This is a genomic window from Altererythrobacter chaiwopuensis, assembly GCF_054957735.1.
Window position 1 is genome coordinate 260,865 of sequence record NZ_JBTXJF010000002.1, and the last position, 23,925, is coordinate 284,789.

Annotated in this window: 24 protein-coding genes; 6 read left to right on the forward strand and 18 right to left on the reverse strand. The window is 61.4% G+C overall.

The features are described from left to right. Positions 1–8: 8 nt before the first annotated feature. The 3 genes from ACX3VQ_RS10535 (at position 9) to lpdA (ending at position 5,615) form a co-directional block, all read left to right on the forward strand. Positions 9–2,846 carry a 2-oxoglutarate dehydrogenase E1 component gene (locus ACX3VQ_RS10535; RefSeq protein WP_462581020.1) on the forward strand — a complete coding sequence of 946 codons (2,838 nt, stop codon included), beginning with the start codon at positions 9–11 and terminating at the stop codon, positions 2,844–2,846. A gap of 12 nt (positions 2,847–2,858) precedes the next feature. Further along, positions 2,859–4,115: a 2-oxoglutarate dehydrogenase complex dihydrolipoyllysine-residue succinyltransferase gene (gene odhB / locus ACX3VQ_RS10540; RefSeq protein ID WP_462581021.1), complete on the forward strand. Its 1,257-nt coding sequence runs from the start codon at positions 2,859–2,861 to the stop codon at positions 4,113–4,115. Positions 4,116–4,214: 99 nt separating this feature from the next. Further along, on the forward strand, positions 4,215–5,615 hold the full coding sequence (gene lpdA / locus ACX3VQ_RS10545; RefSeq protein WP_462581022.1) for a dihydrolipoyl dehydrogenase: 1,401 nt from the start codon (positions 4,215–4,217) through the stop codon (positions 5,613–5,615). Positions 5,616–5,666: 51 nt separating this feature from the next. Here lpdA and ACX3VQ_RS10550 read toward each other — a convergent pair whose 3' ends face one another. Both ACX3VQ_RS10550 and ACX3VQ_RS10555 read right to left on the reverse strand, forming a co-directional pair. Continuing rightward, entirely contained in the window at positions 5,667–7,481 is a 1,815-nt protein-coding gene (locus ACX3VQ_RS10550) for an SLC13 family permease (RefSeq protein WP_462581023.1), read from the reverse strand. 115 nt (positions 7,482–7,596) lie between these two features. After that, the gene (locus ACX3VQ_RS10555; RefSeq protein WP_462581024.1) at positions 7,597–9,267 is read right to left on the reverse strand and encodes a dipeptidyl-peptidase 3 family protein; all 1,671 of its coding nucleotides are present in this window, start codon (positions 9,265–9,267) and stop codon (positions 7,597–7,599) included. A gap of 155 nt (positions 9,268–9,422) precedes the next feature. Here ACX3VQ_RS10555 and ACX3VQ_RS10560 point away from each other — a divergent pair, with 155 nt between their 5' ends. Genes ACX3VQ_RS10560 through ACX3VQ_RS10570 form a run of 3 tightly spaced genes read left to right on the forward strand, consistent with a single transcriptional unit; the run spans position 9,423 to position 12,088 of the window. Beyond that, positions 9,423–10,769, forward strand: coding sequence for an amidase family protein (locus tag ACX3VQ_RS10560; RefSeq protein WP_462581025.1), 1,347 nt, complete (start codon positions 9,423–9,425; stop codon positions 10,767–10,769). 6 nt (positions 10,770–10,775) lie between these two features. Continuing rightward, on the forward strand, positions 10,776–11,453 hold the full coding sequence (locus tag ACX3VQ_RS10565; protein WP_462581027.1) for a PepSY domain-containing protein: 678 nt from the start codon (positions 10,776–10,778) through the stop codon (positions 11,451–11,453). Continuing rightward, positions 11,450–12,088, forward strand: coding sequence for a trimeric intracellular cation channel family protein (locus ACX3VQ_RS10570; RefSeq protein WP_462581028.1), 639 nt, complete (start codon positions 11,450–11,452; stop codon positions 12,086–12,088). Before ACX3VQ_RS10565 ends, ACX3VQ_RS10570 begins: the two co-directional genes overlap by 4 nt. On the opposite strand, the gene ACX3VQ_RS10575 is transcribed toward ACX3VQ_RS10570, so the two are convergent. The 16 genes from ACX3VQ_RS10575 to rpsH form a co-directional block, all read right to left on the reverse strand. Continuing rightward, positions 12,089–12,859, reverse strand: a complete 771-nt coding sequence (locus ACX3VQ_RS10575; protein WP_462581029.1) for a hypothetical protein — start codon at positions 12,857–12,859, stop codon at positions 12,089–12,091. Positions 12,860–12,979: 120 nt separating this feature from the next. Next, positions 12,980–13,552 (reverse strand): hypothetical protein, encoded by a 573-nt coding sequence (locus ACX3VQ_RS10580; RefSeq protein WP_462581030.1) that lies wholly within the window; start codon positions 13,550–13,552, stop codon positions 12,980–12,982. Between the two features lie 135 nt (positions 13,553–13,687). Then, positions 13,688–15,049, reverse strand: a complete 1,362-nt coding sequence (locus tag ACX3VQ_RS10585; RefSeq protein WP_462581031.1) for a serine hydrolase domain-containing protein — start codon at positions 15,047–15,049, stop codon at positions 13,688–13,690. Between the two features lie 137 nt (positions 15,050–15,186). After that, the gene (gene rplQ, locus ACX3VQ_RS10590) at positions 15,187–15,606 is read right to left on the reverse strand and encodes a 50S ribosomal protein L17 (RefSeq protein ID WP_462572794.1); all 420 of its coding nucleotides are present in this window, start codon (positions 15,604–15,606) and stop codon (positions 15,187–15,189) included. Positions 15,607–15,777: 171 nt separating this feature from the next. Beyond that, the gene (locus tag ACX3VQ_RS10595) at positions 15,778–16,833 is read right to left on the reverse strand and encodes a DNA-directed RNA polymerase subunit alpha (protein WP_462572793.1); all 1,056 of its coding nucleotides are present in this window, start codon (positions 16,831–16,833) and stop codon (positions 15,778–15,780) included. A 101-nt stretch (positions 16,834–16,934) separates the two neighbouring features. Beyond that, complete coding sequence (gene rpsK, locus ACX3VQ_RS10600; protein ID WP_462572792.1) at positions 16,935–17,324, reverse strand: 30S ribosomal protein S11; 390 nt, start codon at positions 17,322–17,324, stop codon at positions 16,935–16,937. Positions 17,325–17,388: 64 nt separating this feature from the next. Next, positions 17,389–17,757 (reverse strand): 30S ribosomal protein S13, encoded by a 369-nt coding sequence (rpsM, locus tag ACX3VQ_RS10605; protein ID WP_462572791.1) that lies wholly within the window; start codon positions 17,755–17,757, stop codon positions 17,389–17,391. Positions 17,758–18,077: 320 nt separating this feature from the next. Beyond that, on the reverse strand, positions 18,078–18,761 hold the full coding sequence (locus ACX3VQ_RS10610) for an SRPBCC family protein (RefSeq protein ID WP_462581032.1): 684 nt from the start codon (positions 18,759–18,761) through the stop codon (positions 18,078–18,080). A gap of 93 nt (positions 18,762–18,854) precedes the next feature. Next, complete coding sequence (locus tag ACX3VQ_RS10615; protein WP_462572789.1) at positions 18,855–19,499, reverse strand: adenylate kinase; 645 nt, start codon at positions 19,497–19,499, stop codon at positions 18,855–18,857. A gap of 33 nt (positions 19,500–19,532) precedes the next feature. Further along, complete coding sequence (secY, locus tag ACX3VQ_RS10620) at positions 19,533–20,897, reverse strand: preprotein translocase subunit SecY (protein ID WP_462572788.1); 1,365 nt, start codon at positions 20,895–20,897, stop codon at positions 19,533–19,535. 115 nt (positions 20,898–21,012) lie between these two features. Beyond that, entirely contained in the window at positions 21,013–21,537 is a 525-nt protein-coding gene (rplO, locus tag ACX3VQ_RS10625; protein ID WP_462572787.1) for a 50S ribosomal protein L15, read from the reverse strand. A gap of 78 nt (positions 21,538–21,615) precedes the next feature. After that, the gene (gene rpmD, locus ACX3VQ_RS10630; protein WP_462581034.1) at positions 21,616–21,801 is read right to left on the reverse strand and encodes a 50S ribosomal protein L30; all 186 of its coding nucleotides are present in this window, start codon (positions 21,799–21,801) and stop codon (positions 21,616–21,618) included. Positions 21,802–21,806: 5 nt separating this feature from the next. Next, entirely contained in the window at positions 21,807–22,649 is an 843-nt protein-coding gene (gene rpsE, locus ACX3VQ_RS10635; RefSeq protein ID WP_462581036.1) for a 30S ribosomal protein S5, read from the reverse strand. Beyond that, positions 22,649–22,993: a 50S ribosomal protein L18 gene (gene rplR / locus ACX3VQ_RS10640; protein ID WP_462572784.1), complete on the reverse strand. Its 345-nt coding sequence runs from the start codon at positions 22,991–22,993 to the stop codon at positions 22,649–22,651. The genes rpsE and rplR overlap by 1 nt, the downstream gene beginning before the upstream one ends. 1 nt (position 22,994) lies before the next feature. After that, a complete protein-coding gene (rplF, locus tag ACX3VQ_RS10645; protein ID WP_462581037.1) occupies positions 22,995–23,528 on the reverse strand; it encodes a 50S ribosomal protein L6 in 534 nt (177 codons plus the stop codon). Beyond that, positions 23,528–23,923: a 30S ribosomal protein S8 gene (gene rpsH / locus ACX3VQ_RS10650; RefSeq protein WP_462572781.1), complete on the reverse strand. Its 396-nt coding sequence runs from the start codon at positions 23,921–23,923 to the stop codon at positions 23,528–23,530. The genes rplF and rpsH overlap by 1 nt, the downstream gene beginning before the upstream one ends. Positions 23,924–23,925: the final 2 nt, after the last annotated feature.

Here is a 23,925-nt window from a genome sequence, read left to right on the forward strand (position 1 = left end):
AAAGAGCCATGGGTAACGAGAACCACGATTTCCTGCCCGAGCTGGGCGATCAGGACGGTCCGCAACCCGGGCCGAGCTGGGCCAATCCGCGCTGGCTGGAAACAGTGGCAGATGCAGGCGCAGACCTGACCTCCGCGCTTGATCCCACCATGCTCAAGCAAGCGGTCGCGCAGGCTGCGGCGAAAGCGGGCAAGCCGACCGATCCCAAGGCGATCGAGCAGGCGGCGGACGATTCAATCCGCGCGATGTTGCTGGTGCGGCTCTATCGCGTGCGTGGACACATGGCCGCCGATCTCGATCCGCTGGGCCTGCATGCGGCCAACATGCCGGAAGACCTCACGCTCGAATGGCACGGCTTTGCCGGGCAGGAGGACCGCGAGGTCTATGTCGGCGGAGTGTTCGGTTTCGACTGGGTGACCGTGGGCGAACTGCACAAGGCGCTGCTCAGCACCTATTGCGGCAAGGTCGGGCTCGAATACATGCACATCGCCGACACTGAAGAGCGGCGCTTCCTGCAGGACAAGTTCGAAAGCCCCGGCGAAACGATCCAGTTCACCGAGGAAGGCAAGCGCGCCATACTGCAGGCGGTGATCCGCGGCGAACAGTATGAGGAATTCCTCGGCAAGAAATATGTCGGCACCAAGCGCTTCGGGCTGGATGGCGGCGAATCGATGATCCCCGCGCTTGAGGCAGTGATCAAATATGGCGGCACGCTGGGCGTGCGCGAGATCATCTACGGCATGGCACACCGCGGGCGCCTCAACGTGCTCGCGAACGTGATGGGCAAGCCCTACAAGGTCATCTTCCACGAATTCTCCGGCGGCAGCGCCAGCCCGGAAGATGTCGGCGGCTCGGGCGATGTGAAGTACCACCTTGGCACCAGTACCGACCGCGAATTCGACGGGATCGAAGTGCATATGAGCCTCGTGCCCAATCCCTCGCACCTCGAAGCGGTCGATCCCGTGGTGCTGGGCAAGGCCCGCGCGCAGCAGGCAATCCGCGACGATCTGAGCAAGCACGAACAGGTACTGCCGGTGCTGATCCACGGCGATGCGGCCTTCGCGGGCCAGGGCGTGGTGTGGGAATGCCTGGGCATGTCGGGCGTGCCCGGTTACAACACCGGCGGCTGCCTGCACTTCATCATCAACAACCAGATCGGCTTCACCACCGCGCCCAAGTTCTCACGCGGGTCGCCCTACCCGTCTGACGTTGCCAAGGGCGTCCAGGCACCGATCCTGCACGTCAATGGCGACGATCCCGAAGCGGTCACCTTCGCCTGCAAGCTGGCGATCGACTATCGCCAGACCTTCAAACGCGACATCGTGATCGACATGTGGTGCTATCGCCGCTTCGGGCACAATGAAGGCGACGAGCCGAAATTCACCCAGCCGCTGATGTATGACGCGATCCGCCAGCACCCCAAGGTGAGCTCGATCTATGCCGACCGGCTGATCGAGGAAGGCGTGATCGAAAAGGGCTATGCGCCCCAGCTGCGCGACGAATTCATCGCCCAACTGGATGAGGAATTCGAAGCCGCCAAGAGCTATCAGCCCAACCATGCCGACTGGTTCGGGGGGCGCTGGGCGGGCCTCAACAAGCCGGCCGATCCCGAAGGCGCGCGGCGCAATGTCGAAACCGCGATCGAGAAGAAGCTGTTCGACAGCATTGGCCGCACGATAACCACAATCCCCGACGATCTCGAAGCGCACAAGACGCTGCGCCGCGTGATCGACGGGCGAGCTGAAATGTTCAAGCAAGGTGAGGGGTTCGACTGGGCCACCGCGGAAATGCTCGCTTTCGGTAGCCTGGTAACCGAGGGCTTCGGCGTGCGCCTGTCCGGCCAGGATTCGGGCCGCGGCACCTTCAGCCAGCGCCATGCGGTATGGGTGGACCAGAACACCGAAGAGAAATACATCCCGCTATGCCAGCTGCCGCACGGCAAGTTCGAGGTTTATGACAGCCCCTTGAGCGAATATGGCGTGCTGGGCTTCGAATACGGCTTCGCCATGGCCGATCCCAAAACACTGGTTCTGTGGGAGGCGCAGTTTGGCGATTTCGCCAATGGCGCACAGATCATGATCGACCAGTTCATCGCCAGCGGTGAGGCCAAATGGCTGCGCGCCAACGGGTTGGTGATGCTGCTGCCGCATGGCTATGAGGGCCAGGGGCCTGAGCACAGCTCGGCCCGGCTCGAACGCTTCCTGCAGCTATGCGCCAATGACAATATCCAGGTCTGCAACATCACCACGCCAGCGAACTATTTCCACGTGCTGCGCCGCCAGATGCTGCGCCCGTTCCGCAAGCCGCTGATCATCATGACGCCCAAAAGCCTGCTGCGCCATCCCAAGGCGAAAAGCAGTGCCGACGAGTTCATGCGCGAGCAGCACTTCATGCGCATCAAGTCCGATCTGCAAAAGATCGATGACGAGAAAGTGCATCGCCTGGTGCTGTGCAGCGGCAAGGTCGCCTATGACCTGATGGACAAGCGTGACGAGGAAGGGCTGGATGACGTTTCGATCGTGCGGATCGAACAGCTCTATCCTTTCCCCGGCGAAGCGCTGAGCGTACGGCTCAAGCGCATGAGCAATCTGGAACAGGTCATCTGGTGCCAGGAAGAACCGAAGAACAGCGGCGCTTGGTACTTTGTCGAAAGCCAGATCGAGGAAGCGCTGACCAATGCCGGGCATCAGGGCATGCGCCCGCGCTATGTCGGGCGCGACGCTTCCGCTTCGCCTGCCACCGGCCTGGCCAAACGGCATCAGCAGCAGCAGGAGGCGCTGGTCGCCGCTGCGCTGGGGCTCGATGGCGCCGCCAATTCCACCAAATCCCCCAAGAAGAAGGGCTGAGGAAACAAGCACATGGCCACTGAAATCAAGGTTCCCGCATTGGGCGAATCGGTCACCGAGGCAACCCTCGGCGAATGGCTCAAGCAGCCTGGCGACAGCGTTGCCGCCGATGAGCCGATCGCCAGCCTCGAAACCGACAAGGTCGCGGTTGACGTGCCCTCGCCCGTCGCCGGAGTGATCGGCGAGCACAAGGTCAAGGTTGGCGATACGGTCGAAGTCGGCGCGATAATCGCGACGGTTGAAGAAGGCGAAGGCGCACCAGCCAAGAAGGCGGAGAGCAAGGAAGAAACCGCCAAGCCGGCCGAGAAAGCGAAGAGCGCGACCTCGAAGGCCAAGGAAGACGCGGAAAGCAGCGGCGACGCAGTCACCATGTCCCCTGCGGTGCGCCGTGCGGTGCTCGAGCACGGGGTCGATCCCACCACGATCAAGGGCACCGGCAAGGATGGCCGGCTGACCAAGGAAGACGTGCTGGAAGCAGCCAAGAGCAAAGGCGCTTCGACAAGCTCAGCGCGAGCGGATGTTGCGCAAAGTCCCGCTCATCCTGAGCCTGTCGAAGGACGAGCGGGCACCCGCAAGGAAGAACGCGTCAAGATGACGCGCATGCGCCAGACCATCGCCAGGCGGCTCAAGAGCGCGCAGGACAATGCCGCGCTGCTCACTACTTTCAACGATTGCGACATGTCGGCAGTGATCGAGGCGCGTAACCGTTACAAGGATACCTTCGCCAAGAAGCACGATGTGCGGCTGGGCTTCATGGGCTTCTTCGCCAAGGCTGCCTGCCTGGCGCTGAAAGATGTGCCTTCGGTCAATGCCTATATCGAGGGTGACGAGATCGTGTACCACGACTATGTCGATATCTCGGTCGCGGTCTCGGCCCCGAACGGCCTCGTCGTGCCGGTGGTGCGCGATGCCGACAGGAAGGGCTTCGCGCAGATCGAGAAGGATATTGCCGATTTCGGCCAGCGCGCCAAGGAAGGCACGCTGACCATGGAAGACATGAGCGGCGGCACTTTCACCATCTCGAACGGCGGCGTATTCGGATCGCTGATGTCGACCCCGATCATCAACCCGCCGCAAAGCGCGGTGCTGGGCCTGCACCGGATCGACGAGCGCCCTGTGGTGGTGAACGGCGAGATCGTGATCCGCCCGATGATGTATATCGCGCTGAGCTATGATCACCGGTTGATCGACGGGCGCGAGGCGGTGACCGCACTCAAGATCATCAAGGAAGCGATCGAGGATCCCACGCGGATGCTGATCGATTTGTGATTTGATAGCTACCCTTCGTCATTCCCGCGAAAGCGGGAATCCATATGCGAAGGGCGCCAATTGGATCCCCGCTTTCGCGGGGATGACGAGAGAAGAAACATGAGCAAGGATTTTGACTACGACGTCCTCATCATCGGTGCCGGCCCCGGCGGCTATGTCGCGGCAATCCGCGCGGCGCAGCTGGGCCTGAAAACCGCCTGCGTGGAAGATCGCGCAACGCTGGGCGGCACCTGCCTCAACGTCGGCTGCATCCCGTCGAAGGCGATGCTGCATGCGTCGGAATATTTCGACGCGGCCGCCAATGGCAAGATGGCGAGCATGGGCGTGGAAGTGACGCCGAAGCTCAACCTTGACAAGATGCATGGCCAGCGCCGCGATGCGGTGAAGGGGCTGACCGGCGGCATCGAGTTCCTGTTCAAGAAGAACAAGGTCGACTGGAAGAAGGGCTTCGCCAGCTTCCAGGATGCGCACACCGTCAAAATCGGTGACGAGACCGTCACGGCCAAGGATATCGTGATCGCCACCGGCTCCTCGGTTACCCCGCTCCCCGGTGTCGAGATCGACAACGACAAGGGCGTAGTGGTCGATTCCACCGGCGCTCTTGAACTGCCCAAGGTGCCCAAGAACATGGTGGTGATCGGCGGCGGCGTGATCGGGCTCGAGCTCGGCAGCGTATGGCGGCGGCTGGGCGCCGAGGTCACTGTGGTCGAATTTCTCGACCAGATCCTGCCCGGCATGGACGGCGATGTGCGCAAGGAAGCGCACAAGATATTCAGGAAACAGGGGATCAGTTTCAAGCTCTCAACCAAGGTCACCGGCGTGACGGTCAAGGGCAAGAAGGCCACGCTGACGCTCGAACCGGCTGCCGGCGGCGATGAAGAAAAGCTCGAGGCCGATTGCGTGCTGGTGTCGATCGGGCGGCGGCCCAATACAGAAGGGCTGGGCCTTGAGAACATCGGGTTGGAAACCAACAGCCGAGGCCAGATCGAGACCGATCACGAATTCCGCACCTCGGTCGAGGGTGTATGGGCGGTAGGCGATGTGATCCCCGGCCCCATGCTGGCGCACAAGGCCGAGGATGAAGGCATCGCAGTGGCGGAAAACATCGCTGGTGAAACCGGCATTGTGAACCACGATGTGATCCCCAGCGTGGTCTATACCATGCCCGAGATTGCAGGGGTTGGCCTGACCGAGGAGCAGGCGAAGGAAAAGGGCGAAATCAAGGTTGGAAAGTTCCCGATGCTGGCCAACAGCCGGGCCAAGACCAATCACGAACCTGACGGTTTCGTGAAGGTGATAGCCGACGCCAAAACCGACCGCGTGCTGGGCGTGTGGGCGATCGCCAGCGTGGCCGGCACGATGATCGCCGAAGCTGCGATTGCCATGGAATTCGGCGCGACCTCAGAGGATATCGCCTATACCTGCCACGCCCACCCGACCCATCCCGAAGCCACCAAGGAAGCGGCGATGGCGGTGCGGGGGAAACCTATTCACATTTAGGCCGATCCATATGTGATCGGCGCCTTGGCCAGAGCCAGGGCAGCTTTGGCTTTAACCCAAGAAAACCAGATTGATCCCGAAACACACTGCAATTCCGACCACGATATTCATGGGCAAGCCAACCTTCACAAAATCCATGAAGCGATAATTCGCCGCGCCGTAGACCAGCGTATTGGTCTGGTAGCCGATCGGTGTCGCAAAACTGGCGCTTGCACCAAACATCACTGCGACGACCAGCGGGCGCGGATCGACCCCCAGCGCACTGGCAAGGCCAATCGCAATAGGTGTCATGATAACCGCCACAGCATTATTGGTCACTATTTCGGTCAGAAAGCTTGTAACCGCATAAACCGCTATCAGCAAAAAAAGCGGCGACAGGGTAGCAAGCAATGGCAGCAAGCCGGATACAATCAGATCGACGGTTCCGGCATTCTCAAGCCCTTTCCCGAACGCGAGCATACCGAAGATCAGGACGAGCGTGTTGCCGTCGATCGAACTCCAGGCATCTTCCGGCTCAAGGCACCTCAACAGCAAAACCACCCCTGCCCCGGCAAGGGCTAAGGCAGAAATGGGCAAGTTGAACAGAGCGGCGAGAATGACGACCCCGGCAAGGGTAGCGATAGCTATGGGGGCCTTTGTGCGGCGGAACGCCCTGACGGATGCCTTGCTTACATCGACCAGGCCGGCATTTGTCTGCAACGCCTGCGCGGCGTCATTCCCCGCGGCAATCAAGAGCCGGTCACCTGCTCTCACCCGCACATTGGCGAGATCGGGCCCTGCAAGATGGCGCGGCCTGGCAAGGCCCAGCACACGTACCTTCAAACGCGATAGCAGCGGGATATCGGCCAGCCTTCGCCCGATGATGGGATGCGTGGGCGAGATAACAGCCTGAACAAGCCGCAAATCCTCTGGCCGTCCGGTTCCGGCCGTCGCCACTCCGCCGCCAACACCCATCAGGCCCGTCCGAAAGTCATGCGCTTCAGCGAGAGAAGCCAGTTCAACGGGACTGGCGGCAACAATCAGCTGGTCACCGCCTCTCAATTTCCACTTATCGAATCCGCGACGTTCGATAGTCTTGCCGCGCTGGACCCCCAGCAATCGCAGGCCTGGTCTGCGGAACAGGCTGATTTCGCCGATTTTGCGATCAACGTAATCGCTGCCCGATGTGAGCGTGAGATGCGAAAGAAACGTGTCACTTTCGCCCTGTTCGTCAAGACTATGCGCAGGACGGTCGGGCAACAGGAACTTTCCTGTGAGGACCAACAGCAGCACGCCTGCCGACGCGGCAAAAATGCCGACAATGGTGATCTCGAAAATACCGAAGGCTTCAAGCCCCTGCTCCTGTGCAACGCCATCCACCAGCAAGTTGGTTGAAGTTCCTATCAGTGTCAGCGTTCCGCCAAGGATCGAGATATAGGACAAGGGAATAAGCAAGCGCGTTGCGGCAACGCCAATTACACGAGCAAGACGCTGTATGATCGGGATCATGACCATCACCACAGGAGTGTTGTTCATGAAGGCAGAAGCAAGCATTGTTCCGCCGCCGATTTCCGCGATCGCCAGGCGGGGCTTGCGCAGCGTGCGGCGGATCACCCAGCCTGAAACCTCTTCAAGAGCCCCGGTGCGCAGCAGAGCTCCGCTGAGCACGAACATGGCCGCAATCGTAATGGGCGCGGAATTGCTGAAAACGCCGAGCAGCTCAGCGGGAGAGAGAAAACCCGCAGCCATCATCAGCAGCCCGCCAATGATCGCAACAACCACCGGCGGCCTGCGCTCGAACGCAAAGGCGGCAAGCATTGCGATCAGAAGAAATAGCCCCGCGTAGGGCGCAGCTGCGGGCAATATGCGGCTTATCAGCTCAACCATAAGCCTGCCTTTGCGTTGCGGCTGAACGGCTTGCCAGAATTATTTTCAAGCTTCGGCCTGATTCCGCACATTACGGGCGAGGATACCTCAGCACCCCTTCGCCGCAGTGCGTCTTTCAGACCCCATTCGGATAGACCGGCAGGATATCGACCGGGATGGCGTCCATCCGCGCAATGGCCTGGCGCGCATGCTCATCGAGACGGGCATATTTGGCAAAGAACGCCTTCACGCCATCGTAATCGCCCGTGGCCTGAAGCATCAGCTCCTTGTTGAGCAGGCTTTTGATGCCCGCTTCCATCTTCACCGGATCGATCACAAAATGGCCCTGCGCGGCGTCCCAGCGGAATGCGCCGAAGTCCTTGAGATAGCCATATTGCAGCGCCGAACCATTGCCATGTGCGCTTTCGGTGCCGAAGCGGACCGAACGGAATATGCCGGCGAAATAGGTCGCGAACAGCTGGTCCTTTTCTGCCGCGGGCAATTCACCGCGCTCCATCATGTAAAGGATGTTCCACACGCCCATCAAATCGGCCTTTGATTCTTCGAGCTGCGAATACTGATCCTTCAGTTCTTCGTTCACCGTGGTCTTGCGGCCGTCAACCGTGATCGTGCCCGGCCCCAGGCTGTGCGAAAGCTCGTGGAACAGCGTTTCGAGCTGCATATATTTCTTCACCACCAGCGGGGCCTGCGCGTCGCTCAGCACGACATCGGCAATCGGATCGAGGATGCGGTCGAACTTGGCGCCCAGCACGTTCGACAGGATCACCTTCTTCGCGCCCTTGGCCTCGCGCACGCGCTCGTCATTGGGCAAATTGAAAGCGATCGTCTGCACGCCCGGAACATTGTCACCGCCGCCCTGGACCTGGTCTGCCACCGCGATCGGGCTGGCAAAGCCGCGCTGGAAATTCTTGTGCTCGTCGGGGATCGGCAGGTTGGCCTCCATGTCGCGGAGATAACCCTTGTATTTGTCAAGCGCGGCGGATGCTTCGGGATCCTTCAGCGTCACGAAGCTCTCGAACGCGGTCTTCTTGCCATAAAGCCGGTCAGTATAAACCTCATACGGGCCGATCGCGACTTCGATCGGCGTGCCTTCCAGATCCATCCAGGCCAGCTCGCTCTCGAAGTAATCGTCAGTCAGGAAAGCCTTGGCGCGCAGCGACAGGAATTTCTTCAGGCTGGGATTGCTCGTCACCTGTGATGCTTGCTCCAGCAGGCGCGCGGCGGGCACCAGCCACTGCGCATAAGCCTGCGAATAGGGCACGGCGATCAGCCGGTCGCCTTGTCGGCGCACCACAGTATAGTCGCTGGTAAGCGCCGCCGCCTCATCCGGATGCGCCGCCAGATAGGCATCGAATTCTGCGCGCGTGAGATCGGCGGGATAGAAACCGGCACCCAGCGGCATTTCCTCTGTCCCCCAGAACGGGTGGAGCTCGGCCAGTTCGTCCCATGGGCCGAAATTGCGATCGAACATGGCCAGCAGCAAATCCCGGTCAGCGCGGCGATTGTTGGCAACCGCGCTGCGGGCCTGATCGTAATTCACCAGCCGCTGGCGCTTGTAGATCTCGCTCATATGGGCTGACGCTTCGATAAGCAGATTGACCACCTGCCGCTCCTCTGCGCTGAGATAGCTGGTGTCGGGCGCCATCTCGACCACGGCAAGCTTGCCCATCTGCGCGCGCAGATCATAGGCGGGTGCAGTTGCGGCGGCGGTTTCAACCGGCGCTTCTGGCGCAACAGTGGCACAGGCGGCGGTGGCAAGCAGCAGGGGAAGTATCGCGATGCGCATGGAAATCCTCGATTGGTTTTCGTGCCCTTGGGTAAACGCCCATTAAGCGCATGGCCGGGGTGAATGCAATTGCCACCAATTGCACCGGCCCCATTGACGCGCTGGCAGGCGCACAGCATCAAGCGCAAAGGTTCAGGCCCTTGGGGGAGATTCCGTTGGCATATCCGAAACTGACCGATCAGCCCGGCGCGCTCGAGATCGCTGCATCCATCCGTGCTGGCGAGCTGAGTCCGCACGAAGCGGTGGAAGATGCCATCGCGCGGATCGAACATCTCGACGTGCACATAAATGCCGTTGCCGTGTGCGATTTCGAACGCGCCATTGCTGCCGCAAAAGCCATGGACGGTAAGGTTCCCGGCGAACACCAGCCGCTGTTCGGCGTCCCGATGACAATCAAGGAAAGCTTCGATATCGCCGGGCTGCCGACCTGCTGGGGGCATACCGAACATGCCGAGAATATCGCGCGGCGCGACGCCAAGGTGGTCTCCCGCCTAAAGGCTGCAGGGGTGATCTTGCTGGGCAAGACCAATGTCCCGATCGACCTTGCGGACTGGCAGAGCTTCAACGCTGTATATGGCCGCACCAACAACCCGCACGACCATTCCCGTTCGCCCGGCGGCTCTTCGGGTGGCTCGGCAGCAGCAGTGGCCAGCGGGATGGTGCCGATCGAATATGGCACCGATATCGGCGGCTCGGTGCGGGTGCCGGCGCATTTCTGCGGCGTGTGGGGGCACAAAACGAGCTGGGGCCTGGTCAGCAAGCATGGCCACGATCATCCCCTTATGGCGGGCAAGGACGCGCATGACGGTGCGCTCTCGATTGCCGGGCCGCTGGCGCGCAATGCCGCCGATATCGAAATTCTGCTGCGACTCACCGCCGATTTTCCGATGTTCGAACGCAACAAGCCGATCCGGCAATGCCGCTTTCTGGCGCTGCTCGACCACCCTGACAGCCCGCTTGACAGCAGCGTGCGCGGCCCCATGGAGGCTGCGCTGGACACGCTCGAGGCGGCAGGCGTCAAGATCGACCGCGCAAGCGATTTGGTACCCGATCTTGCGACGCAGCAGGCCGATTATCTGCGCATGCTCAACATCGCCATGGCCCGCGGCATGCCTTCGCCCGATGGCAAGCGCGCAAGCGCAACCGACTGGTTCGATTTGCTTGATCGGCAGACCTGCAACGAACTGGCGTGGGAGCAGGTGTTCGAGGCCTATGATTTCGTGCTGGCCCCGCCCGCGCCGGTGCTGGCCGTGCCGCACCGCAATGAAGCGGTGTTTCGCGGTGACCTTGACATCAATGGCGAAGATCACCCGGCCTCGGGCGGGCTGGCCTGGGCGGGCCTGGCTACCTTCCCCAACCTGCCCTCAACCGTGCTGCCGATCGGCCAGGGCTCCTATCTCGGCTCCACCCTCCCTTGCGGAATGCAGGTGATGGGCCCGCGTTGGCGCGATCTCGACTGCGTGGCCGCTGCGCGCGACATCGATCTGATTGTAAACGGATAGAGCCGCATGATGCTACGTCTCGCCAAATGGCATATCTGGCTCGGCTGGCTGGTCGGCTTCCCGATCCTGATGTGGATGGTGACGGGGCTGTTCATGGCCGCCAGGCCGATCGAGGAAGTGCGCGGCAACCACCTGCTGGTCGAACAGGAGGCGCAGCCGCTGGTGCTGCCCGGCAGCGCGCTGGCAAGCGCCGAATTCCCGCTGCGAGAAATGCGCGCGGTGATGCAGGATGGCCGCGCCGTGGCGATACTGACGGGAATGGACGGCAACGTGCAGCGGGTCGACATGGCGAGCGGCTCTGCCTTGCCGGCGCTCACCGCCAGCGATGCGCGGGCCATCGTGGCCGCACGGGTCAAGGGCGGCAACAACGTGCGCAGCGTCACCGCGTTCGCAGCTGACCGGGTTCCATTCGATTTCCGCCGACCCATGCCGGTGTGGCAGGTGGCGCTGGAAAATGGCGCGCATGTCTATGTCGGGCGCGATACCGGCCAGATCGAAGCGGTGCGAACGCGCTGGTGGCGGGCGTTCGATTTCATGTGGGGCCTGCACATCATGGATTTGCAGACCCGCGAGGATACCAGCCACCCGATCCTGATTGTGTTCGCGCTGCTCGGCGTGATCGGGGCGCTATTCGGCTGCGTTTTGATGTTCCGGCGCCGCAAGGCACGGATAAGGACACGATGACCGGAACGGAGGTCCTCACGCCGGTCCTCGATGTGCTCGACATCCTGGGGCTGGCGATATTCGCGCTCACCGGCGCGCTGCTGGCCGCCAAGCTGCGCCAGACCTTCGTAACAATGGCGTTTTTCGCTCTGGTAACGGGCGTTGGCGGCGGCACGGTGCGCGACCTGCTGATCGGGGCGCCGGTGTTCTGGATGACCGATCCCTGGGTTGCGCCAATCTGCCTGGGCACCGCGCTGATCGCGTGGTTCACACCGGTGCGCTGGTGGGAAGGCAAGCTGCTGGATTATGCCGATGGCGCCGGGCTTACCGCCTATGCTGTGCTCGGCAGCGCCAAGGCGATGTCCTATGGCATTCCGCCCGTGCCCGCTGCGCTGATGGGCATCATTACCGGCTGCGTGGGGGGAATCACCCGCGATGTCGTGGCGGGGCGCCCGTCGATCATCATGCGGCCGGAGCTTTATGTCACCGCAGCCGCAGCCACTGCCGCGCTCACCGTTGGCGGGATGGCGCTGGGCCTGGCCAGTCCGTTGGTGTGGGGCGGCGCGTGGATCGTTGGTTTCGCCCTGCGCAGCGCAGCTATCCGTTGGCAGATCGCGCTGCCTTCCTACCAGGAGGAAAGCAGCGCGGATCGCTGATCAATCGGTTGGTGCCTGCGCCATGGTATAACGGTCATCTGGCGTTTCGCCTTCTAGGTCGCCATCAACCGGACCGCCAGGATATGGGGGCAGTGGTTCGGCGCCTTCGCCAGCCGGGCTCGGAGTGGTCTCGCTATCCACTCGCGCCCAGGCGGCGCGATAGCGATCATCGCTGTACTGGCCGTCCTCAGCAGGGGTGGCAGCGGCCAGGCCCCTGCCATAGTCGACCTGCTCGATGCGACCGTCCTCCCCGATTTCGCAAGTAAAGCGGTCACCGTTGAAGATCGTGCCGATCACACGCCACCCGTCACCGGAGCGATCGACACTGTCGACGCTCTCGACCCGCACATCGCGTTCGATTTCAGCCAGGCACATGTCAACCGCGCCTTCGATCCCGCGACCACCGCCTGAACGGCGCGTGGTGCGGTGATCGCGGTAATCATTGCGGTCTTCGCGGTAGTCACGATAGCGCACATCGCGATCGCGCCGCTCCGAATTCGAGGCGGCACTGGCAATCGCGGCGATTCCGCCAATGATCAGAATCCCTGCCAGCACGTCCCCGCCATCGACCCGGCCATGGTGGCGGCGATAGCGCCAATAGCGGTGGCGCTGGGCAGTAAGGCTGCCTTCATCAAAGGCAGTGGGGGCGGCATAGTCGGGCTGGACAAGCAGGCTGCGGGTGGGAAGTTCAGCGGCGGCGGCAGGCGCAGCAGCCATCGAAAGTGCCGCGACCAAACCGCTGAATGCGGCGACTCGGTAGAATTGGGCCATATCGGTGCCTTCAATTTTGCAGCGAGCGCCACCACCGCCCGGATGATGGCGATTGGATTAGGCAGCCCAGGCTTAGCGAAGCCTGAACCGCCCGTGTCTTTTTGCTGGAACCTGCGGCGCTTATCTCAGTCCGCGAATCCCGCGATAGTCAATGTCGATTACCTGCCCGCGGCGGATTTCGCACTTGAAGCTGCCCCGATCGAGATCACGACCACCGTGGCGATAGCGGTCGCGCCGGTCGCCATAGCTCACTCGCTGGCGATAGTCGCGACGGTATCCATCATCGACCACAAGCCGTCCGGTGACTTCCCAGCCGCGCCGCTCGCGGTCGACATCGCGGATCTCGGTCACATCGGCATCGCGGTAACCGGCGCGGCGCGCGTCACGCTCGACCGCACGGACGCAGCGCTCTATCGCTGCGCGGGAATTGCCATGGCCATAGCGGTTGTCGCGATAATTGTTGTCACCATAGCGGTAATTGTTGTCGCGATAGCCATATCCATCGCGATCCTTGCTCGCCGCGCTGGCCACGGCCGCGATTCCGCCGATGATCAATGCACCGGCGATTACATCGCCCGTGCTGATACCGTCGCGGTCGCGCGCTTGTAGCGGCGTCGCTCCAGCCAGCGTCATGGCACCCAGAACTGCCGTTGCGATCCCACCCTTCGCAATGGTCTTGATTGACTTGCTCATTTGAGGCTCTCCTCATCTGGGCCGTGGCGGGATTGCCGCGGCTGTGAGGAACCTCCTAAGCGATTCGCGCTGATGCGATGCTGAATCGGGCTTGCAGCAGCCGTTCAGGTTTATTGGCTTTTTTATGAATACAAACTAATCCAGCGCCGCCAGAACATCGCGGGTGAAGGCAGCAATATCGAAGCGCGCACCCACCGGATCCTCGCCGCGGCGCACGATCACGACATTGCGGCTCGGCACAATCACGACATATTGCCCGCGATTTCCAAAGGCGGCGAATGTATCGGGCGGCACGCCGTCCGACTTGTTGAGTAGCCAGAACCCCGCGCCATAGCCAAACGGTCCATCGGGCTGCGGGCCGGCTGGCGTGGAGACGTATTTGGCCCAGCCTTCGGGCAGCACCCGGGTGCCATCTCGAAGTTTGCCATCGTTAAGGTAGAGACGCCCCAGCTCGACCAGGTCGAAGGGGCTGGCCCAGACCTGGCTGGAAAGCACATAGTTCCCCTGCCAATCGGCCTCTGCCGTGGTGTTGACCATCGCGATAGTGCGCAACTGATCTGCAACGCTTTGATCGGCAAACCCGTGAGCAATTGCCGCTACTGCCATCAGAGTATCGTTATTGGCATAGCGATAAACCGTTCCTGGCTGGTGGATCAGGGGCCAGTTTGCGGCGCGCTCGCCCACTGTCGCACCGCCGAAATAGAGCGGGTCGGTGCGGTTGCCCGGCGTGTCGGAATAGCGGCCCGAGGCCATGCGCAAGAGGTGATCCACGGTGATCGCACGGCGGGGGTCGCTTGCGTCCGCTCCCAGCCCGGCAGATGCGTTCACATCGACCTCGCCGCGCTGCACCGCCATGCCGACCAGCGTTGCCGCAATGCTCTTGGCGACCGACCATGTGCGCTGGGGCATGAACGGGCCAAAACCATGCGCAAATAGCCCGTCGACAGTTTCCCCGCGCTGGTCGACGATCACCGCCGTAGTGCGCGTTCCCGCACCGTAATCGCCTGCAAGGGCAGCCTGCAAATTCGCGCGGATCGGCGTTGTGGTCCGCGCGTGCCAATTGCGCACCAAGGCGTCACGGTAAGGCGGATAATCGTGGCCCGCGACCTTCGGCGGCTCCTGCCCGATGGGCATGACGGCGCAGCCGGCTTCTCCGCGATATTGCGCCACCCTGGGCGGCATATCGCCAGACCATTGAACCACGACATGGTCGATCACGCCGTGTGCATTGCGCACGATCTGATGCGGGAGTCCGCCGATGATCGAATCGAGCGGCGCCTGGATGCCGGCAAATTCCCATTCAACCACGCTTTCAGGAGTTCTATCCTCCCCAACCCGTTCGGCATTGGCGATGCCGCCGCACAGCATCAGCGCTTTGTAACCGGCGGCGAGCGCGCGGTCATAGCGGGTATCGAGCTGTTCCTGCTGGCTTTGGGCAACAAGCGGGGACGATATAGCGAGTGTGGCGGCAGCAGCCGCAAAGATCAGGGTTTTCATCCCACTTTCATGCCAATTCCCGCCAAAAAGAAAAGGGCCGGCAAGCGTCTCCGCCCCGGCCCTTTCTTGTCTCTGTGAAGTCCTGCGAGAACGGGAGTCCATGCGTTCCTACCCTCGCAGGAACGCACAGCCCGGCATTACGCCTCTTCGAATTCTTCCTCGGCCTGCACCGGGCCGCTATCCTGGCCCTTGGCATCCACGTCGCGGTCAACCAGTTCAATAATCGCCATCGGCGCAGCGTCGCCGCCGCGATATCCGGCCTTGATAACGCGCGTGTATCCGCCATCACGATCAGCATACCGCTCTGCCAGAACGTCAAACAGCTTCTTGAGCTGGGTCTCGTCACCGAGACGGCTCATCGCCAGGCGGCGGTTGGAAAGCCCGCCGCGCTTGGCCAGCGTGACCAGCTTTTCGACATAGGGGCGCAGTTCCTTGGCCTTGGGGGCCGTGGTAAGGATCTGCTCATGCTTGATCAGCGCGGCTGCCATATTGCGGAACAGGGCCGTGCGGTGGCCCGATTTGCGGCCCAGCTTGCGCTGTGAAATACCGTGACGCATTGTATTCTTCCTTCGTTTGCAAAGGGGCCGTTTCAGGTACCCCAGTTCCGGTCCAAATCAGGGCTTCGAACCTTTGCCCATTCTCGTCATTCCCGCGAAAGCGGGAAACCATATGCAACCTTCGTGGCTCCGCTCTGGATCCCCGCTTTCGCGGGGATGACGAATTTTGACTCAGCCCAGCAGTTCCTGCTCGAGCTTCTTGGCCATTTCCTCAATGTTCTCCGGCGGCCAGCCAGGGATATCCATGCCAAGGCGCAGACCCATGCTGGAAAGCACTTCCTTGATCTCGTTCAGTGATTTGCGGCCAAAGTTCGGCGTGCGCAGCATCTCGGCTTCGGTCTTCTGGACCAGGTCGCCGATATAGATGATGTTGTCGTTCTTGAGGCAGTTGGCCGAACGCACCGACAATTCCAGCTCGTCAACCTTCTTGAGCAGGTAACGGTTGAGTTGGTTGGCGTCATCCTCCTGCGGGGCAGCAGCCTGGCCGATCATTGTCGCCTGTGGCTGCGGGATGCCATCTTCAAAATGCACAAACAGCGTCAGCTGGTCCTGCAGGATGCGCGCAGCATAGGCCACCGCGTCTTCAGGCGCCACGGTGCCGTCGGTCTCGACCGTCAGCGAAAGCTTGTCATAGTCAAGCTCTTGCCCAACGCGGGCGTTCTCGACCTTGTAGCTGACCTGGCGCACCGGCGAATAAAGGCTGTCGACCGGGATCAGGCCGATCGGCGCATCGACCGGGCGGTTGGCCACAGCCGGGACATAGCCCTTGCCGGTGTCGGCGGTCAGCTCCATGTTGAGCGTCGCGCCTTCATCGAGGTGACAGATCACCAGATCCTTGTTCATCACTTCGATGTCGCCCGAAACGGCGATGTCGCCGGCCTTGACTTCGGCCGGGCCAGTGACGGAAAGCTGCAAGCGCTTGGGGCCTTCGCCCTCCATCCTGAGCGCAATCTGCTTCACGTTAAGCACGATATCGGTCACGTCTTCACGCACGCCGGAAAGCGAGCTGAATTCGTGCAGCACGTTCTCGATCTTGATCGAGGTGATGGCGGCGCCCTGAAGCGAGCTCAGCAATACCCGGCGCAGCGCGTTGCCGAGAGTAAGGCCAAAGCCACGCTCAAGCGGTTCGGCAACGAAAGTCGCCTTGCGGGCCTTTTCGCCGCTTTCCTTGATCTCGAGAGTGTTGGGCTTCTTAAGTTCCTGCCAGTTCTTGATATTGACGGACATGGATTTCCCCTAGGGTTCAAGTGCGGACAGGACCGGAGCGCTGGTGGCGCGTCCGGTCCGAATTCTGAATGGCGACCCGAAGATCGCCCGTCAGCAACGGATCAGACGCGACGACGCTTGGACGGCCGCACACCATTGTGCGGGATCGGCGTAACGTCACGGATCGAAGTGATGTTGAAGCCGACGGCAGCAAGACCGCGCAGTGCGCTTTCACGCCCCGAGCCCGGCCCCTTTACCTCGACTTCCAGCGTGCGAACGCCGTGCTCGGCAGCTTTCTTGCCGGCATCGTCGGCAGCAACCTGGGCGGCATAGGGAGTCGACTTGCGGCTGCCCTTGAAGCCCATCGTTCCAGCTGAAGACCAGCTGATCGCATTGCCCTGCGCATCGGTGATGGTAATCATGGTGTTGTTGAAGCTGGCGTTGATATGCGCAACGCCGCTTGTGATATTCTTTTTATCGCGGCGCCTAATGCGGCCGGGTTCGCGTGCCATGTCTCGTATTCCTCTTTAACAATCCAAAGAAGGCAAAAGCGTGAGGCCCAAGGGCCCGCCGCGCTTACTTCTTCTTGCCGGCAATCGGCTTCGCCTTGCCCTTGCGGGTACGGGCGTTGGTGTGGGTACGCTGGCCGCGAACCGGCAGCTGGTTGCGATGGCGCAGGCCGCGGTAGGAACGCAGATCCATCAGGCGCTTGATATTCATCGCAGTGTTGCGACGCAGGTCGCCTTCCACGGTGAGCTCTGCGTCGATCGTCTCGCGGATGCGCAACACTTCCTCATCGGAAAGGTCCTGCACACGGCGGGTGTGATCGATACCCAGCTTATCAGCAATCTGCACGGCCGTGGTACGGCCGATACCGTGGATATAGGTAAGCGCGATAATCACGCGCTTGTTGGTGGGGATATTGACCCCGGCAATACGAGCCACTTACTTCTCCATGCTCCACAGGGTCTAGGCAGCTTGGGCCACCTGCCCCTATCTCAACGCTTTCAATCTCAATGCCCGAAACCGCCGAGCAGATGCTCACACGGCAAAAAGCCCGGTTGGCGCGCATTGGGCTGCCACCTGCCGGACTGTTTTCGAACATGTCGAATGAATGGGGCGCTTAGTGCGATTCTTGGGCCACGTCAACAGCCAAGCGGGCGCAGCACATCGTGCAGCCAGATATGGGCCGCCGCATTGCAGTTCCGAGCCTATATCAGTTTTTCACGGCGGCCAAAAGTGCCAACGATCACGCTGTGTGAAAACTATTTGTCCGCCAGCGCATCGATAGCTTCTTCCAGTGTCGGTTCAGCGGGCTCGGCGCGCGCGCCGACTTCACCTTCACCGCCTTCGTCCAGCTCCGTTGCGGCCTTGCCTGCGCCGGAATCGGCGGGCTGATCCACCCGGCCCAGCAAAGTCGCCAGGCCATCAAGTTGCTGGCTCATCACCCCGTCAACCGCGGCCGCGATCACCGGCCCTTCGTACCGCATATACCCGCCCACGACATATTCCCACACGATCCTTGTGCCGTTTTCGGCTTCGCTGATCGAGATCGTCAGGACGCCGCTCGCCGGTTCGCTCTGCAATGGCCCCAGCCCCCCGCGCATGCGCAGCGCGCGTTCGGGATAGGCCTGGATTACGCGCATATGTTCAACGCTGCCCTCGAGCGTGATGCGTGAAGGATCGGGAACTTCGGGAATCCGCTCGCAAAAACAACCGCCGGCCTGCGGCTTGAGCGTCAGATTGGCGGCATCGGCTGACCAGGTGTGGGCAGAATTCCACCACTTGGCCGGGCTGATCAGTGCCAGCCACACTTCCTTGGGGGTCGCATCGACCACGGCAACATCGCGGGTAACGAACCCCGTATCATCGCTGGCAATCACTTCGGCCTGCGCCGCCGTGGCCCATGCCAGCAGTGGAGCCAGCGTTGCAGCCGCCAAATATCTCATGGTGATAGGCCCTCCCTTGGCCAAGGTGTTTAGGCGAGAGGCAGAGGCAGGGAAAGTTCGATTATGCGAGGCGCACACGCGCCCGCACAAACATCATTTCAGGATTGCGTCGATCGCCGCGGCCACTTCGCCGATGCTGGCCATGCCGTCCACCCGGCGCACGATGCCGCGCGCTTCATAGCCCGGCAGGATTGGCGCGGTCTTGGCACGATATTCCTGCATCCGCGTGCGCACGGTTTCTTCATTATCGTCGGGGCGCCGCTTGAACTCGGTCGATCCGCACACATCACACACGCCAGCTTTGGCGGGCGGATTGGCTGTGTCATGATACAGCGTGCCGCAATTGGCGCAGGAAAAACGGCCGGTGATGCGTTCCACCAGCGCATCTTCATCGACTTCGAGTTCGATCACGTAGTCGAGACGGCGCCCGTGCTTTTCAAGCAGGCCATCAAGGCTCTGCGCCTGCGCTGCAGTGCGCGGATAGCCATCAAAGATCGCACCGGTATCGGCTTCCATTGTGGCAAGTTCGACGTCGATCAGGTCGGATACGATCTCGTCGGAAACCAGTTCGCCTGCGTCCATCACGGCTTTCGCCTTGATGCCAACCGGTGTTTGCGCCTTCACCGCCGCGCGCAGCATATCCCCGGTGGAGAGCTGGCGCATGCCGTATTGTTCGACCAGCCGAGCGCTTTGCGTGCCCTTGCCAGCACCCGGAGGCCCAAGAAGAATGATATTCATCTGACTACTCAACCCCCGAAGAGCGTGGCCGGATTAGCGCGTGCGGCCCTTTAGCTTGGCCTTCTTGATAAGGTCACCATACTGGTGTGCCAACAGGTGTGACTGGATCTGGCTGATCGTATCCACGGTAACATTGACGACGATCAGCAGGCTGGTGCCACCAAGGAACAAGGGGATACCGGTCTGCGCGATCATATATTCAGGGATGACGCAAACCAGCATAAGGTAAAGTGCGCCGACCACCGTGATGCGCGTCAGCACATAGTCGAGATAGTCCGACGTCCGCTTGCCCGGGCGGATCCCGGGAATGAAGCCGCCATTCTTCTTGAGATTTTCGGCCGTTTCTTCCGGATTGAACACCACCGCAGTGTAGAAGAAAGCGAAGAAGATGATCCCGATCCCATACAGCGACATGTAGATCGGCTGGCCGTGCTGCAGATACTGGTTGAGCGACTGGATCACGCCGCCTGTGGTGCTCGAAGGATCGATCGAGTTGCCTGCGAACTGCGAAATCGTCAGCGGCAGCAGCAGCAGCGAACTGGCGAAGATGGGCGGGATAACGCCGGCAGTGTTGAGCTTGAGCGGAAGGTGCGAGCTATCCGCCTGCATCATGCCGCGCTGCGTCGCGCGCTTTGGATACTGGATCAGCAATCGCCGCTGGGCCCGCTCCATAAAGCTGATCAGCAGGATCAGCACCACCACCATGACGATGAAACCGATGATGATAGCCGGCGCGATCGAGCCTGTGCGTCCGCCTTCGAGCAGGTTTGAAACGAAGGTAGGGAATTGCGCCACGATCCCGGCCATGATGATCAGCGACACACCATTGCCGATGCCGCGGCTGGTGATCTGTTCGCCCAGCCACAGCAGGAACATGGTTCCGCCAACCAGGCTGATGACCGCGCCCACGCGGAACATGTAGCCCGGATCGACGACCGCCTGAAGCCCGGCGGAATTGGAGAAACTTTCAAGGCCCGCCGCCAGGAACCAGCCCTGGATGGAGCACAGAAAAACCGTTCCATAGCGCGTGTACTGGTTCAGCTTTTGCCGACCGGTAGTGCCCTCTTTCTTGAGCGCGGCCAATGTCGGGTGGAGCGCGGCGGCCATCTGCACCACGATCGAGGCGGTGATGTAAGGCATCACGCCAAGCGCGATCAGGCTCATGCGTTCAAGGCTGCCGCCCGTGAACATGTTGAACATGTCCAGGATTCCGCCCTGCGTCTGGTCGGCCAGTTGCGCCAGGGTGAGCGGGTTGATCCCCGGCAGCGGCACAAAGCTGAGGAAACGGAACACGATAAGCGCCCCGACCGTGAACCAGATACGCTGGCGCAGCTCGGTGGCTTTCGAGAAATTGGCGAGGTTCAGATTGCTCGCGATGCTATCGGCGCGTGATGCCATTGTTTCAGGTTAATCCTAGCGTCTGTGCGTTGTATCGCCGGACCCTCCCGGCTCAGACAGGATAGATAGGGAGCGGGGGAGCCATTGTCGAACCCCCCGCTTGCCATTTCATCAATTACTTGGCCTTGGCGGCCTTGTTTGCCTCGCGGCGCGCAGCCTTCTTTTCATGCTCTGGCTGGGCAGCGGCGATAACTTCAACGCTGCCTCCGGCTTTTTCGATCGCTGCGATCGCACCCTTGGTTGCGCCGGTAACGACAAATTTGGCCTTGGCGGAAATTTCGCCCTTGCCCAGCAGCCGCACGCCGTCCTTGCCGCCGCGCACAAGGCCGGCTGCACGAAGGGCTGCTTCGTCGATGTCCTTCTTGGCGTCGAGCTTCTTGGCGTCGATAAACTTCTGCACCATGCCCACGTTCACTTCGGCATAATCCTTCGCAAAGGGATTGTTGAAGCCGCGCTTAGGCAGGCGCATGTGAAGCGGCATCTGGCCGCCTTCGAAGCCCTTGATGGCCACGCCGGAACGGGCCTTCTGGCCCTTCTGGCCGCGACCTGAGGTTTTGCCCTTGCCCGAACCGATGCCCCGGCCGACGCGGATGCGGCCCTTGCGGGCACCGTCGTTGTCACGAATGTCGTTGAGTTTCATTGTGTGCACTCGCTTTCGCTTTGTTTCGCGCTGAAATGAGCGACCCGGCAATACGCCGGGCCACTGATGTCTGTCTGCTTAATCGACCACCGCAACCAGATGCGGGATCTTGGCGATCGCGCCGCGCACCTCGGGGGTGTCCTGGCGCTCCACGATCTTGTGCATCTTGTTCAGTCCAAGACCGATAAGGATCTTGCGCTGGCTTTCGGGGCGACGGATCGGCGAACCGATCTGCTTGATCTTGATGGTTTTCTTCTCAGCCATCGGGGTTACTCCGCTATCGCGGCGGCGCTAGCTTCCGCCTCCGCCTCGCTGGCGCCACCACGGCCAAGCAGGTCAGCGACCTTCTTGCCGCGACGCTGGGCAACCGACTTCGGCGAAGTCTGGTTGACAAGCGCGTCAAACGTGGCGCGGATCATGTTATAGGGGTTTGACGAACCGACCGATTTGGTCACCACGTCAGCAACGCCCAGGCTTTCGAACACGGCACGCATCGGGCCACCGGCAATGATGCCCGTACCCGCTGGTGCTGTGCGCAAGGTCACCTTGCCTGCCCCGAAACGGCCATTGCCATCATGGTGCAGCGTACGGCCTTCCTTGAGCGGCACGCGGATCATCTTCTTGCGCGCGGCGGCGGTGGCTTTGGTGATGGCTTCGGGCACTTCGCGTGCCTTGCCATGCCCAAAACCGACGCGGCCCGAACCGTCACCCACAACAACCAGTGCCGCAAAGCCAAAGCGTTTGCCGCCCTTCACTGTCTTGGAAACACGGTTGATGTGAACCAGCTTCTCGATGATCCCGTCATCTTCTTCTTCGCGGCGGTTGCCACGGCGATCGTCACGGCCGCCGCGGGCACGGCCACGTCCACCATCACGGTTGCCGCCACGGCCCCGGTTTCCGCCAGGTCCCCGACCTTCCTGCTGCGGCTGCTCGGCTTCCGCAGCTGCCGGTGCAGATTCAGCAGCAGGTACGGCTTCCTCAGCGGCAGGCGCAGCCTCTTCAGCGGCAGGCGCAGCGTCTTGCGCTGCGGCTTCCTGGGCCGGAGCTTCGGTCGCTTCGACCTTCGCTTCTTCGTTCTTGTTTTCGGTTTCGTTTGCGTTTTCTGGCATCATCAGAACTCCAGCCCGCCTTCGCGAGCGGCATCGGCCAGCGCCTTGACGCGGCCGTGGAACAGGAAACCGCCGCGATCGAACACGACGGATGTCACGCCCGCCTTCTTGGCAGCGGCGGCGATATCCTTGCCGACCTTGACAGCGGCATCGACATTCGCACCCGAATTCTTGGCCCCAAGGGTCGAAGCTGCGGCGAGCGTCTTGCCTTCCTGATCATCGATGATCTGGGCATAGATGTGGCGACCGGTGCGATGCACCGACAGGCGAGGACGGCCACCACCCTTGCTCCTGAGAGCAGTGCGCACACGGCGGCGGCGACGTTCAAAGAGAGAAAGCTTTGCCATCTTACTTCTTCTTCCCTTCCTTGCGGAAGATATATTCACCGCGGTACTTGATGCCCTTGCCCTTATAGGGTTCAGGCTTGCGCCAGCGGCGGATCTCGGCGGCGAACTGGCCAACGGCCTGCTTGTCGATGCCGGAAATTTCCACAGTGGTCTGGTCCGGTGTCTTCACCTCAAGGCCTGCCGGCACATCGAGATCGACATCGTGGCTATAGCCGAGCTGCAGCTTGAGCTTGTTGCCCTGCGCCTGAGCACGGTAACCAACGCCGGAAATTTCCAGAACCTTGGTAAACCCATCGGTCACGCCTTCGACCAGGTTCGACACCAGCGTGCGCTGCATGCCCCAGAAAGAGCGCGCCTGCTTCGTGTCATTGGCCGGCTTGACCTTGATTTCCTCACCTTCGACCTTGTAGTCGATCAGGTCGGAAAGCCCGAGCGAAAGGGCGCCCTTGGGCCCCTTCACGGTAAGCGTTCCCTGTTCGATGGTGGCTGTCACCCCGCTGGGGATCGCCACCGGCTTCTTGCCGATGCGGCTCATCAGAACACCTCCGCCAGCACTTCGCCGCCGACGTTCTGGCTACGCGCTTCGGCATCCGAAAGCACGCCCTTGGGCGTCGAGACGATGGTGATGCCAAGGCCGTTGCGGACAGTCGGAAGTTCTTTCGAACCCGAATAGATCCGCCGACCAGGCTTGGAGACGCGAGCGACGTGCTTGATCGCCGGTTCGCCCTCGAAATACTTCAGTTCAATCCGCAGCGCCGGGTGCTTGCCGGTCGCGTCTTCGCTGTAGCCACGGATGTAGCCTTCACGCTGGAGCACTTCGAGCACGTTCGCACGCAATTTGGAAGCCGGCGAAAGGACGCTGTCCTTTTTCGCCTGCTGGCCGTTGCGGATACGGGTGAGCATGTCACCCAGTGGATCGGTCATTGCCATAA